This window comes from Clostridium omnivorum, assembly GCF_026012015.1.
Lineage (GTDB): Bacteria > Bacillota > Clostridia > Clostridiales > Clostridiaceae > Clostridium_AX > Clostridium_AX omnivorum.
Map to the genome: position 1 here is coordinate 4,546,659 of NZ_BRXR01000001.1, position 13,143 is coordinate 4,559,801.

Here is a 13,143-nt window from a genome sequence, read left to right on the forward strand (position 1 = left end):
TATTATTTTTCAACGCTAGTAAATCTTTTATTCATATTTATTTCTATAGTTGTTTTATATATCTATACTCCTTTACCTCCTTTCCAACGTTTATAATTCTTATTTCACCTTCATGAATAAAACCAGCCTTCTCATAAAACTTTCGTGCCCTCATATTTTCTTCAAGTACCCAAAGAGCTGCTTTCTTATAGCCCTTATTTTTAAGTTCATTTATTCCCCATTCTATAAATTCTAAACCTAAGTTTTTTCCCCAATAATCAGGCAATAAATATATTCTCCATATATCAATTTCAAAATTGTCTCTATCCATCCAATCATCCTTAGCAAAAGTTTGCATGCCTATAGGCATACCATCCTTGTAAATAACGCAATTTGAGGTATTCCCCTCATCCAATTCCTTATTAAAACGTTCTTTTAATCTTTCAAAAGAAAACTTTTCTTTTAAGAACTCATCAGAAATAATACCTTTAAAGCCCTCTTGGATGGATTTAGAATTTATTAATGCAAGTGTATCTGCATCTTCTTTATTAGCATAGCGAATAAAGCTTCTTGAGTTTTTCTTTTTAATTCCCCATAAATATACTTGTCCATCATCATCTTTTGTAAAAGTGTACTCTTCATCTATCCATGTATGATGCAGAGTATTTTCGTTAATTGGATAGGCAGGTAAAATGTATTCATCATCTATTACTAATTTTAATTTATTATTTTCTCTTTTAAGTTCAAGTTTAAAACCCTGTTCTTCATATATACCCAAATAACTTTCTAGAAGTTTTTCATTTATAGAAAATGCTTCAGGCTTAACAGGCAGTTGATATTCTTCTCCAAATACTATAGAAGCAATTAACTTACATAATTTATTTGTAGCTGTAAATCCATAATTGCTTAAAACTACTACAGCGAAATCATCGTCTACGTATCTATGTATTTCTGATAAAAATCCTTCACAGGAGCCATTATGATGAATAACTCTTCTATTCCCATTCATGTTTAGTGAAACTCCATAGCCATAGTTGTTTTTATATTGTGTATTCATCTTTTCAATTGAAGTGCTGCTTAATATCTTTCCATTATTTAAAGCCTGATCCCACATTAGTAAGTCCACTACTGTTGAATACATACCACCGGATGAAAGCATTAAATCCATATTAATATAGTTGCAATGTATAAGTTCATCATCATTTAGATAATATCCAGATGCCATATTAGAAACTAGTTTTTTGCCATTATCTACTCCTGTATTAAGCATGCCCAGCGGTAAAAATATGTTTTCATTAAGAAATTCAGCGTAAGTCTTACCTGAAAGTCTTTCGATTATCATACCTAAAAGATAATATCCTGTATTACAATATTTCCACTGTGTTCCAGGTTCAAATTCTAAGGGCATATTTAAAAACATTTTAATTAAGTCATCCTTTTTATGATTCAACCTTTGAAAGGTTTCATGTGAATTTGGCAGACTTGAATAATTAAAAATTCCAGAAGTGTGCGTTAATAAATGATAAATTTTGATATCGGAATTTATTTCAGCATATTCTGGAAAGTACTTTTTAATACTATCCTCTACTTTTAGCAAGCCTCTTTCCTCCAAAAGAAGAATAGCCGCTGCAGTAAATTGCTTTGTAATTGACCATATTTTATATTTAGTTTCAGTGGTATTTTTAACTTTATGCTCAATATTAGCGTATCCGTAAGCTTTCTCAAAAATTACTTTTCCATTCTTAATTGCTGCTACAGAACCACTAAAAGCCCATAACTTTGTATATTGTTCCATATACTCGTTAATTTTATCTCTTATATCAATACCCCTCATAAAAGCTCCCCCAAATCATATAATTATTTCTTTTTAACTATTTACTGTTCTGCAAATCTAACATAATAGTCATCATAATTCATAACTTTCCTATTTACAGGTTTGTATCCATTTTGCACTAAGGAAGCAATTCTTTTAGTAGCTTTTGTAATAGCTTTAGTTAGAATAGCCTTAACCTCAAATGCTTTAAAGAAGTTTTCATTAGCAATTTCTAATATCTCATTAATTATTGCCATGGATTCAAAATTACTTTGTAAATCAATCCTTAATATTCCGTAGTGATTAAATTCATCCTCAGCAAGTCTATGAAACATTTCAATCGTACCTATCTTTTCATTGGTATCATTTAGAATTACTGTCCATCTTACAAAATGCCTGTTATTATAAGAATAGTTCCAAAAGTCAATAGCCTGTTTCACTCGCTCTGTAGTAGAGTAATAAAATGTATCACCATGACAATTATCAGAATTAAAAAGAGGTACTGCTTTTTCATCAGAATAGCACATTAAGAGCTCCTCAGCATCTTCTATAATTGTTTTTCTTAATGTTATAAGCTTCTTTGAATATATTGGACATTCTTCATAAATATCTTTCATACTAACCTCACATATTTGTAATACTTTGAGACTTAAATCTCATACTTTTACAATTATAGCATATTTAGTTTTATTGTAACTAGATAAATTTTGTTCATAAGAAAAAAGGATGCTATGTTTAGTATTGTTTCAAACATACACCCTCTTAAAGTTATAGTTATATTCTTTTATTAAATTTAACTATTACAAATAATCAATACTCCGGAACAATGAGAAACTTTAACAAATTCACAAACACATTTATTCTTCAATCTTTCATTAACTTCTTCCGCTACAAAATAGACTTCATCATTATCCCAATACTCCTCATATTTAACTTTGCATTTTTCAAGCTCATCCCTTGTTTCAAAAGAAACATCTCCTAAAAGTAGCTTTCCATTTGTATTTAGCAAGGAAGTAAGCGAATTTATAAATTCTATTTTATTACTATCATTTAAGTGATGAATTGCATAGGTACTAATAATGAAATCAAAATGATTCCTTTTAATTTCATCTGGCAATCCTTTAGTAAAATCCCAATTTATAAGCTTTGCTTTGGGCATCTTTTTCTCTGCAATATTAATCATATTTCTTGAAAAATCAATTCCAGTAACTTCATACCCATCGTTATAGAGCTTTGTGGTTAGAACTCCGGTTCCAAAGCCAATATCTAAAACATTAGCACAATCTTTTTGCTTAACCTGATTGTATATGTAATTCAACACATCTTTATAGCCCGCAAATGGATATTCATTATTTTCTTCTCTGAGCTTTACACTTTTGTCATAACCATCTGCCCATAAGTCAAATCCTTTACTATCTAGCATCTTATCCTCCAAAAAACAAATACTATTTCCACGACCTTTTCTTATCAAGCCATCCATTGTTCTTCTAATAATTATTTCTTAGTGATTTACTAAGTTGTTTATGTAAACAATATTACGTCCATTATTTTTAGCTTTGTATAGTTCCTTATCTGCAACTTGTATGATATCGGATATATTATCAAATTGTGACGTTTTCCCCAGTACACCTCCTAAACTAATTGTTATTACACTACTATTTTCATCCAAGGTGTACTTAAGGCATAATTTTTCAACTTCACTTTTCAATTTATTTCCTAATTCTAAGGCTTTATCATAGGTTAAATTCTTTGCAAAATATATGAACTCTTCTCCACCGTATCTTCCAAATATATCTTTACGTTTTACTTGAATATCCTTTAGACAGTTGGCAACCTTCACAATGCATTGATCGCCTATTATATGTCCCCAGTAATCGTTATATTTTTTAAAATTATCGATATCAATTATAAATAAAGCAACCACTGGATCACATAACATGGATTCTTCCCATGCTTTATTCAAATGATAATTAATATAGGTTCTATTTGGAACTCCTGTAAGTTCATCTTCAAGTGCTTTTTTCTCTAAAACTTTGTTTATCTTACGTATCTTTTGCAGTTCACTTCTTTGAAATGAAATCTCACTTTCTAATCGATTGTTAATTATTTTCATTTTTTCAAACTTATGAGTTTCTCTTATATGCTCTATTTCTATTTTTAACATTTCAAGTTTGTTTCCAACAATTGAAGTCATGATTTCTTGTTCTACACTATGGTATCTTTTAAAGTATTCTAGAGCTACTCTAAAATCACCTATTCTATCGTAATAGTCTGCTACCATTTTGCATACTTCACTCAATTTTTTCTTTGCATTCGTTTTTTCCGCATATTGTATTGCTTTTTCAAAATAATAAAGTGATTTATTTGAATCCTTAACTAGCTGCAATTTTGCGATATTCACTAAAACGTCAATGGTATAAAACTTATTATCAATATTTTCCAACCTTCTTAATGCACTAAAAAGGTACTCTTCAGCTTTGTCATAGTTTTCATTGACAAAATGAATTTTACCTATATTATTCTCTACTTCACCTAGCATAACCATATCATTTTCTTTAATAAGTATATTGTAGCTTTGGGTATGATATTCTAACGCATCCGAATATCTCTTTTGAGTAAAGTATACTTTACCAATGTTAGTTAATAAAGAGGCTGTACTTATATCTGAATTTATATCTGTAATTATTTCAAGAGCTTTGCAATAGTATTCTAATGCGGTGTCGTGATTCATTGATTCATAATAAACTTCACCAATATTATTTAATACGCAGCACAATAAAAAGTCATCTTTAAATTCATCTAAAACGTCTAAAGCTTGTAATAAAGATTTAAGCGCTTCTTCGTACATGGAATTATAAAAATACGCAATTCCTATTAGATTTAACGACTTAATTTGCCCTAACTTATTATTTAATTCTCCAAATATTTCAAGTGCATTAAAGGAGTACTTCAACATTTTATTAATTTCTGATTTAGCTCTACATGCAAAGGCCATTCCAATTAATGCATAGCCCTCTTCTAATGTCATGCTTTTTTCTTTGCAAAGATTATATACTTTTTTGCTCATTGTATATGATTTGTTGGGATAGCTTGTACATATTTTTTTTGATTCATCAAGCATCCTAAAAATTTCTTCTGACAAGTTATTTTCCATTGGGTTCCTCTATTCTACTTACATTATCCTTACTAGTTATTAAAACGATTACTTTTTCATTTATTAATAGGAATAAATTCATAATTATCTTAATTATACCACCATGCTATAAATATTTCCAATAGTTCTCTCATATGCTATTAATCACAAAAAATAAACACCGTAAAATTCACTGAACTTTACGGCATATAGCAAATTGTATCTCTTTAATAATAATTTTCTAGGTTTCTTGTTTAAAGTGAAGCTCTATTTACCAATAAAAATTGCTGAACCGTTATCTCCATTATATGCCGGAGCTCCTTCAACTGTAACATAGCAAATAATTATCTTATATTGTTCTCCTTTAACGATGTTTTGATTGAAGGTTAAGACAAATACTTTTGATGAGTCTTCTTTTGGACTTATCTTTACCAGCTTATCAGTAAGTGAATTATTTACATTTACTTTATCATTTTTACCAAGCGTAGCTATACCTTTTGGAGTAACATTCATAACATCTTGAATCCAATAATTTGTTGACTTTTCTCCTAATTTTTTATCAACATCCCTATCATAGCTTATTTGAATTTGATTAGGTGAAATCTGCTCAACCTTCACTAATTTTGGAATTGCAGACTCTTCCTTTTCTTCAATAGCACTCAAGGAAGTTGTAGAATTATTCTCTACAGGAATAGCAACTACATTATTTGCTGAAAACATTACTAGAACCATTGCACTAAATGCGATTAAAATACTTGTAATAAATCTTTTCATAATTACCTCCTTATATGTTTAAGAATATTGTCCAAAAATACTTTACCCCAAAAACATTGAATATATTAGTATAATTAATTATGTAATTTGTTCCACTTAAATATTTCATTTAACTTCTATAATTTTTTTCTTATAGTTTAGAAGTATATTTAAATATAAAAAAGCACCTCAGACAATGAACCTTTAATTGTGCCAGTTATGTGATGAAAAATATGATAACCGTGGAATATTAATTTCCACGGTTATCGTTGTGATTCATAGGCTTAGAATCCAAGATATAATAGATAAAAGCCTGCTACAAATATTACTATTTCCAGAATAATTTTTAATATCTTACCTATAAATATTGTTTTATTTGAATTACTTATTTCCTCAACTAAACCAATGGAGGTTCCTGCCATAAAAATAAGTATACAGTGACCTATTGAATATAGTATCAGCATTAAAACACCTAAAAGAATATTACCCTTGCTTGCAACATAAGCAAGAATAGCTGCTAATATGGGAGTTGAACAAGGCGAACTTAGCACCCCTCCTAATATTCCTAGAAAAAAGGCACCAACTATTCCTTTTCTCCTGTTTGGAACCTTACAGCTATTATTTCCAAACTCAATTACGCCGATTAGTTGAAGACCTACTACAAGCATAATGATACCTAAAATAATATACCACCATCTGCCTGCTCCAGTAAATAATCTACCAAGTAGTGCTGAAGCAACTCCAAGTAATGTAAAGGTTATAATTATTCCCAAACAAAATATGAAGGAATACCAATAAGCTAGTTTTTTGTCCTTTTTAGCATATCCTTCTACATATCCAACAATTAATGGAATAGTAGATAGAACACAGGGACTAAAGGAAGACACTATTCCTGCTAAAAAAGCAGTTATTAATGCAAACCAAATATTATTGGAAAGAAAAACAGAAAAATTATGTATTAAGCTCTCCATTACTTTACTCCCATCTTGCTAAAAATATCTTCAATGCTCTTTTGTGACATAAAGCCCTCTACTCTTTTATATTCACTTCCATCGCCATTTAAAAATACTAAAGTAGGAACAACCTTTATGTTATATTTCACAGCTAAATTATAATTTTCATCGTTTTTATCAACTTGGAGAATTTTAACTATTGCTTTACCATCATACTCTTTTTCAACTTGCTTCATTACAGACACCATCTGTATGCAGGTTGGTCAGGTTTCAGTACTAAACTCTAAAAGTGATGGCTTATTAGTAGTAGCTTCTTTTACATTAGCATCCTTAGATTTTACCTTTTCACTCTCTACCATAGCTTGTTCCTTTGGGATATCTTTTTTTAAATAAACATTTTTACCTAGATATATACCTACAACTGCTAGGCTCATCAGTAGAAGTATAATAATTTTAAACTGCTTTTTCATGCTTCTTTCCCTCTTTTACATTTTATTAGTTATAAAATAAATAAATATTTTAAAAAGGGTACACAATATAAATAAGAAGGGTTATTTATATACCCCCCACAGGTTTATTATAGCATATGCAATTTTAAAATCAATTATTCTATAAAGAATTATTCAAAGAACTTTTATCCTTACCTTCACAACATTTTTTCTTGTGGCACCTCTTACATCCACACCATGTTTCAGCTTCATCACAGAGTTTAACATCTCCACCTTCTATTTTTAAAATATAACCATTTACTAATGATTTTGCAATTTTTAAGCGTGCTTCATTATAAATCCGCTGTACTGTTGTACGTGCTACATCCATCTTTTCAGCACACTCCTCTTGAAGCATACCTTCAAAATCTATAAGTCTTATAGTTTCAAACTCATCTATTGACATAATTATTGTATTATTTTCAGTATCAGTAGAACTAACTGGTCCAAATGAAGTATTCTTTGGCAAGCTGCATACTCTTCTGCATTTTCTAGGTCTTGGCATTATTTTTCTCCTTTCAGTCAAAACACTGTGTAATCTATCTTGCCGATTCCCATCGGCAGATTACCCGTTAAAGCCCATTTAGGACTTTAACCTCCAACTAATCATTATTGACATATGTTCATTATAAGCTTATTATAATACATAAAGGACATATGTCAATAACACATATTATTGACAATGCTTGTTATTATAAAAGAAGGAAGGTATTTTTATATGAAAATCGCACTACCATCACGTGGAGATCAAATTGATAATCATTTTGGTCACTGCGAATATTTTACCGTTTTCACAATAGATACAGCTACTAAAGAAATAATTGATTCTCAAAGCGTATCATCACCAGAAGGCTGCGGCTGTAAATCTAATATTGCTTCAACTTTAGCTGATATGGGTGTTAAGGTTATGCTTGCAGGAAATATGGGTGAAGGAGCTGTAAGAGTACTTAATAAATCAGGAATTGAAGTACTTCGCGGCTGCTCTGGAAATGTGAAGACTGCAGCATTAAAATGGCTTCAGGGCTCACTTAAAGATTCCGGTGATTCCTGCCATGCTCATGAACATGGATGCCACAACGAATAGATATAATTATTAAAAAGCAACCTTGTAATTCAATTTATTACAAGGTTGTTTTAATATTGTTCTTCTTAGTTTTCCATAATAATTAATTTATCAGCTTTTAAGACAGCCCTCCAGGGAGCCGGCATTTTGCATAAGACTTCCCAGTCACTTAAGGATAATTCCATCTGTAAATTATAATCCCAATTTCCTAAGGGAGCAGTTTGAAGTTTTATGTATATTATTTTACTAAATGGATTATCCCCTATCTGTGCAGGCCAACACTTAAAAGTATTAATAGGCTCACCTTCATATTGGTCATAATTATGCTGCAGTTCTAGTATTTCTACATAATGTGCTCTTATTCCAATATGTGTGATTTCTCTTTTTTGACAGTTGTTTATTTTTATTTTACAATGCCAGTCTAGAGCCTCTACCAATTCTGTACTAAGCATTTTAACTGGCGAGATATTTTTGCAGCCAGTTAGTTGAGCAGCTGCTACAGTGCTAGGAGATTTAAATATATTATTTTTATTACCTTCTTCAATTTTGCGCCCTTTATCAACTATTATAATGTTGTTACAGAGCTGAAATGCCTCCTCAAGGTTGTGAGTAACAAATAAGGTAGCACCAGTATAACTTGATAGAATCTCAGATATCTGTATAATCATCTGTCTTCTAAGATGATTATCTAATGCAGAAAAAGGTTCGTCTAACAGCAATATCTCGGGTTCTACAGCAAGTGCTCTTGCTAGGGCTACCCTCTGCTGCTGCCCACCAGAAAGCTGATTTGGATACCTCTTTTCAAGACCGGCAAGCTGCATTATCTCTATTTTTTCTGATACTTTTCTATTCCTTATTGCTTTTTCAAGATGCTTAAGTGCATAGCTTATATTTTGCTCTACGGTCATATGAGGAAATAGTGCATAGTTTTGAAAAAGAAAGCCTACTTTTCGCTCTCTTATAGGCATATCAATTCCTAATTCAGAATCAAAAAGCACTCTGTCATTAAGAACTATCTTACCACTGTCAGGTTTAATTAAACCAGCTATGCAATTAAGTGTCATGCTTTTCCCTGAGCCTGATGGACCAAGAAATCCTAGAATATTGCTGCTGTTATCGAAGTTCATTTTAAGTTGAAAGCCAGGCAGTTTTTTCTTTATATCTACAAAAAGTCTCATCTTATTTGTACCTCCCTGCAGATACATTTTTAATAAGTGTAACATTCCTTTGTTTATTATAAACTAGTTGAACACCAATACAATTTTACCATAAATATCCAGGTTTGCAAAAATAAAATTTTCTTTGTTTAATGGAATGTTGCTTCAATAAATAAAAAGCAGCTGATATGTATGACCAGCTGCTTTATTTTAATATGTTTTTTGCTTTACTTTCTTAAGAACTTCTGAGAATGATGTATGTATATTATTATCTTTATCATTATTTGTATTATGTACATATCTATTTTTATATTCTCTTTGCTCTTTATATTCGCTGTACTTACTTGTTTTGTTTACTCTCATTTTATCACTCCTCAATTATAAATACGCAAGCAAAGAATTTTTTGAGGTAGTAAAAAGCACTAATATTTCTATTAGTGCTTAATAAGAGGATAATGCGTAAATGACATTTCTATATATTCTATTTTATTGGGGGGATAATATGTCATTAAGTTTGCTACCATATTAAGTATATATGTTATATGTAAACTAAGTGTTGAGTTTTTAAGAACAATTTGTTAATTTAACGTGCTAAAGAGCTTAAGAATTAAATCTATTACGCACTTTTAATAATAAATAGTTTTAACTTAATAGGAAACAATATTAATTAAGGTTTTTATACCTGTAATAACTAATTTATTGTTACGGAGGATTTTTAAATGAAAAAATTTATTTGCACTGTATGTGGTTATGTTCATGAGGGAGCTACTCCACCAGAATATTGTCCCATTTGTAAAGCTGGTGCTGACAAGTTCAAAGAAATGACCGATGAGTTAAACTTCGCTGATGAGCATAGGATTGGCGTTGCCGATGGATGTAACGATGAGCTATTAGAAGGATTAAGAGCTAATTTCATGGGTGAATGTACTGAGGTTGGAATGTATCTCGCAATGTCTCGTCAGGCTGACCGTGAAGGTTATCCTGAAGTTGCAGAAGCTTACAAGAGAATAGCCTTAGAAGAAGCAGAGCATGCTTCAAAATTTGCTGAACTATTAGGTGAAGTTGTGGTTTGTGATACAAAGGCTAATTTATCTGCCAGAGTTGAAGCTGAATATGGTGCCTGTGAAGGTAAAAAGAAACTAGCAACAATTGCTAAGCAAAACAATCTAGATGCAATTCATGATACAGTTCATGAAATGTGCAAAGATGAAGCTAGACACGGTAGAGCCTTTAAAGGCCTACTTGATAGATATTTCAGCAAATAAATATATTCTTAAATTATATAAAGGAGTGTGTTTTTGTGCAAAAAATTATTTGTAGTGTAACAAATTGTTCTCATAATAATACTGGAGTCTGCTATTCAAATAGAGTAGATATTGGTGGAGCCACTGCATCCACCGAAAGAGGAACTGTATGCGGTTCATTTCTAAATAAATATGAATACAGCAGTTTAACTAACAATACAAATTCTTCAGGACCATGCGATGCTCTTACCTGCAATGTTATAAGCTGTAAACATAATGAAAATAAGCTTTGTGATCTAGAGTCAATTGAAGTATCTGGAACTGAGGCTCATATATACACTGAAACAAAATGCTCTAGCTTTGATTCTAAACAAACATGGTAAGTTTTATAAGCATTACTTTCTAATAGAGCCAAATAATAATAATAATAAGGTAGCGGAAACGCTACCTTATTATTTAGAATATTTAATCCCTTGAAGCACCATGGGCTATTTCTTTAGTCTCATGAACAGTGCCATGCGGATGTTGAGGTGGAGCATAAATAGAGTATAATTTAAGAGGTCTGTTACCAGTATTGATTACATTGTGCCAAGTACCAGCAGGTATAAATATAGCAAATCCATCTGAAACTCTTCTTCTAAGATTTAGATTGTTTTTACTAGGTCCCATTTGAACAATTCCTTGACCTTCTTCAATACGTATAAATTGATCAATTGCAGGATGAACCTCTAGCCCTATGTCTCCTCCAACCTTGATACTCATCAATGTAAGCTGCAAATGCTTACCTGTCCATAAAGTAGTACGATAATTTCTGTTTCTCTTAGTAGCCTCGTCAATATTAATTACAAAGGGCTCTGGTCCATAATCCTTCAATTCAATTAGTCTGCTATCCTCTTCAGAAAAATCTAATGAATTATCATAGTCAAATTCCTCTTCGTTTGGAAAATACTGTTCATCAAATTCTCTCATAAAGTTTGGATTATAATAGTAAGGACATGGGCATGCTCCATACGCACAATAGGAACATGGATAAGAATTATAATTATTGTACATATTGGTTTATTCCTTTCATAGTATTACCATATTATATTATGCACTTTACTTAGTGAGTGTGCTTATTCATAAAGAACAATCAAATAGACTTATTGCAAACATTGGGTAATAATGGTATTATAAAATCACGTTTTCAAACTAATGATTAACTTTATTTATATGAAATGGGGGGATTATTATGGCAATGAATAGTCTGAGAGAATTTGAACTTTTAAAGAAAATTGGATTCATACGAACTAGTGGTTCTGAAGAAGAGTTAAAAGCAGCGAATATTTTACTAGAAGAAATTTCTTCAATTGGAATCACCGGACACTTAGAAAATTTTAAAGTTCCTACATCTAAAATTAAAAAAGCTTCACTAAAAGTAATTGAGCCCTATGAAAAAGAATATGAGATTACACCATATAACTGCTCAGTTAGCACCCCTATAGGAGGCATTACTACAGATTTTGTATACATAGAAGATGGGCTAGGTGCTAATTTAGTTGACATCAAAGGGAAACTTGTACTTATAAACAAAGGACCTGATCCTAAGCTTTATAAAAAGCTCCTAGCAGCCGGAATAGCTGGTTATATAACAATGTGTGGAACTGCCATGGATGAAGAAGAAAAAACTGATATTACTATAGCTAGAATGCGTGAAAAGAATACGAAATATGGAAAAGTACCCGCTCTATTTATGAGAATGAAAGATTGTTTCCATATGGTTAGAAATAAAGCTTCTAAAGTAAAAGTAGAACTAATTACGGAAGATATAGAACTTACTTCTCATAACGTTGTTGTAACTCTAGAAGGTTCTAAATATCCAGACGAAATAATATCTTTTGGTGCTCATTATGACAGTGTTCCTTTCAGTACAGGTGTATATGACAATGGCGCTGGTTCAGTTATTATAATGGAAATGCTTAGACACTTTAAAGAAAATCCACCTATTAGAACGTTGAAATTTGTTTGGTATGGCTCTGAGGAAGTGGGTCTTCTTGGTAGCCAAGCTTATTTAAAGGCTCATGAGGAAGAATTGAAAAAACATCTTTTAATGATTAATGTAGATGTTGCAGGCTCCATTCTTGGAAAAGAAAGTGCCTTGGTAACAGCTGAGCAAAGCTTAGTTGATTATATTGATCACATGGCTAAAATTAAAGGCTTCCCTCTTAAAGTAGAACAGAATATATACTCAAGTGATTCCACAGCCTTTGCTGATGCAGGAATACCTTCTGTGACATTCTGTCGTTTTGCTCCCACTGGTGGAGCCTTCATCCACACTAGAAACGATGTTATTGATTTTTTAAGTGCTGAAGCATTAGAAAAAACCACCTTAATAACCAAAGAATTCAGCGAATTAATTGTAAACTCAATAGTATTTCCAATTGAAAAAAAGATTCCAGACAACATGAGAAAAGAATTAGATAAGTACTTTAATAAAGAATCCAAAAAAGAGAATTAGCTAAAGAAAAATAGTAGCCCACACTCACGTTGGGCTACCATTTTTTTATTATGAAATACTTAT

16 protein-coding genes are annotated in these 13,143 nt (G+C 31.2%); 4 read left to right on the forward strand and 12 right to left on the reverse strand.

All coding sequences use genetic code 11. From position 1 onward, the window contains the following. Window positions 1–43 precede the first annotated feature (43 nt). The 9 genes from bsdE14_RS21665 to bsdE14_RS21705 form a co-directional block, all read right to left on the reverse strand. A complete protein-coding gene (locus tag bsdE14_RS21665) occupies window positions 44–1,813 on the reverse strand; it encodes a GNAT family N-acetyltransferase (RefSeq protein ID WP_264852107.1) in 1,770 nt (589 codons plus the stop codon). Between the two features lie 41 nt (window positions 1,814–1,854). Further along, window positions 1,855–2,409, reverse strand: coding sequence for a GNAT family N-acetyltransferase (locus bsdE14_RS21670; RefSeq protein ID WP_264852108.1), 555 nt, complete (start codon window positions 2,407–2,409; stop codon window positions 1,855–1,857). A 176-nt stretch (window positions 2,410–2,585) separates the two neighbouring features. Continuing rightward, a complete protein-coding gene (locus tag bsdE14_RS21675) occupies window positions 2,586–3,215 on the reverse strand; it encodes a class I SAM-dependent methyltransferase (RefSeq protein ID WP_264852109.1) in 630 nt (209 codons plus the stop codon). Between the two features lie 78 nt (window positions 3,216–3,293). After that, window positions 3,294–4,946, reverse strand: a complete 1,653-nt coding sequence (locus bsdE14_RS21680; protein ID WP_264852110.1) for a tetratricopeptide repeat-containing diguanylate cyclase — start codon at window positions 4,944–4,946, stop codon at window positions 3,294–3,296. Between the two features lie 246 nt (window positions 4,947–5,192). After that, window positions 5,193–5,699, reverse strand: a complete 507-nt coding sequence (locus bsdE14_RS21685) for a hypothetical protein (protein ID WP_264852111.1) — start codon at window positions 5,697–5,699, stop codon at window positions 5,193–5,195. Window positions 5,700–5,962: 263 nt separating this feature from the next. Beyond that, window positions 5,963–6,649, reverse strand: a complete 687-nt coding sequence (locus tag bsdE14_RS21690) for a cytochrome c biogenesis CcdA family protein (RefSeq protein WP_264852112.1) — start codon at window positions 6,647–6,649, stop codon at window positions 5,963–5,965. Then, complete coding sequence (locus tag bsdE14_RS21695) at window positions 6,649–6,879, reverse strand: thioredoxin family protein (RefSeq protein WP_264852113.1); 231 nt, start codon at window positions 6,877–6,879, stop codon at window positions 6,649–6,651. The genes bsdE14_RS21690 and bsdE14_RS21695 overlap by 1 nt, the downstream gene beginning before the upstream one ends. A gap of 15 nt (window positions 6,880–6,894) precedes the next feature. Continuing rightward, the gene (locus bsdE14_RS21700) at window positions 6,895–7,101 is read right to left on the reverse strand and encodes a hypothetical protein (protein WP_264852114.1); all 207 of its coding nucleotides are present in this window, start codon (window positions 7,099–7,101) and stop codon (window positions 6,895–6,897) included. 139 nt (window positions 7,102–7,240) lie between these two features. Further along, window positions 7,241–7,624, reverse strand: coding sequence for a DUF134 domain-containing protein (locus bsdE14_RS21705; RefSeq protein ID WP_264852115.1), 384 nt, complete (start codon window positions 7,622–7,624; stop codon window positions 7,241–7,243). 213 nt (window positions 7,625–7,837) lie between these two features. On the opposite strand from bsdE14_RS21705, the gene bsdE14_RS21710 reads away from it, so the two are divergent. Then, window positions 7,838–8,203, forward strand: coding sequence for a NifB/NifX family molybdenum-iron cluster-binding protein (locus bsdE14_RS21710; protein ID WP_264852116.1), 366 nt, complete (start codon window positions 7,838–7,840; stop codon window positions 8,201–8,203). A 65-nt stretch (window positions 8,204–8,268) separates the two neighbouring features. Here bsdE14_RS21710 and bsdE14_RS21715 read toward each other — a convergent pair whose 3' ends face one another. Continuing rightward, on the reverse strand, window positions 8,269–9,360 hold the full coding sequence (locus bsdE14_RS21715; protein WP_264852117.1) for a sulfate/molybdate ABC transporter ATP-binding protein: 1,092 nt from the start codon (window positions 9,358–9,360) through the stop codon (window positions 8,269–8,271). 189 nt (window positions 9,361–9,549) lie between these two features. Further along, the gene (locus tag bsdE14_RS21720) at window positions 9,550–9,702 is read right to left on the reverse strand and encodes a hypothetical protein (protein WP_264852118.1); all 153 of its coding nucleotides are present in this window, start codon (window positions 9,700–9,702) and stop codon (window positions 9,550–9,552) included. A gap of 356 nt (window positions 9,703–10,058) precedes the next feature. Here bsdE14_RS21720 and bsdE14_RS21725 point away from each other — a divergent pair, with 356 nt between their 5' ends. Together bsdE14_RS21725 and bsdE14_RS21730 are read left to right on the forward strand one after the other, a co-directional pair. Beyond that, on the forward strand, window positions 10,059–10,604 hold the full coding sequence (locus bsdE14_RS21725) for an NADH peroxidase (RefSeq protein ID WP_264852119.1): 546 nt from the start codon (window positions 10,059–10,061) through the stop codon (window positions 10,602–10,604). A gap of 35 nt (window positions 10,605–10,639) precedes the next feature. Continuing rightward, window positions 10,640–10,966 carry a DUF1540 domain-containing protein gene (locus bsdE14_RS21730; protein ID WP_264852120.1) on the forward strand — a complete coding sequence of 109 codons (327 nt, stop codon included), beginning with the start codon at window positions 10,640–10,642 and terminating at the stop codon, window positions 10,964–10,966. Between the two features lie 82 nt (window positions 10,967–11,048). Here bsdE14_RS21730 and bsdE14_RS21735 read toward each other — a convergent pair whose 3' ends face one another. After that, a complete protein-coding gene (locus bsdE14_RS21735; RefSeq protein WP_264852121.1) occupies window positions 11,049–11,636 on the reverse strand; it encodes a cupin domain-containing protein in 588 nt (195 codons plus the stop codon). Between the two features lie 178 nt (window positions 11,637–11,814). On the opposite strand from bsdE14_RS21735, the gene bsdE14_RS21740 reads away from it, so the two are divergent. Then, window positions 11,815–13,080 (forward strand): M28 family metallopeptidase, encoded by a 1,266-nt coding sequence (locus tag bsdE14_RS21740; RefSeq protein ID WP_264852123.1) that lies wholly within the window; start codon window positions 11,815–11,817, stop codon window positions 13,078–13,080. Window positions 13,081–13,143: the final 63 nt, after the last annotated feature.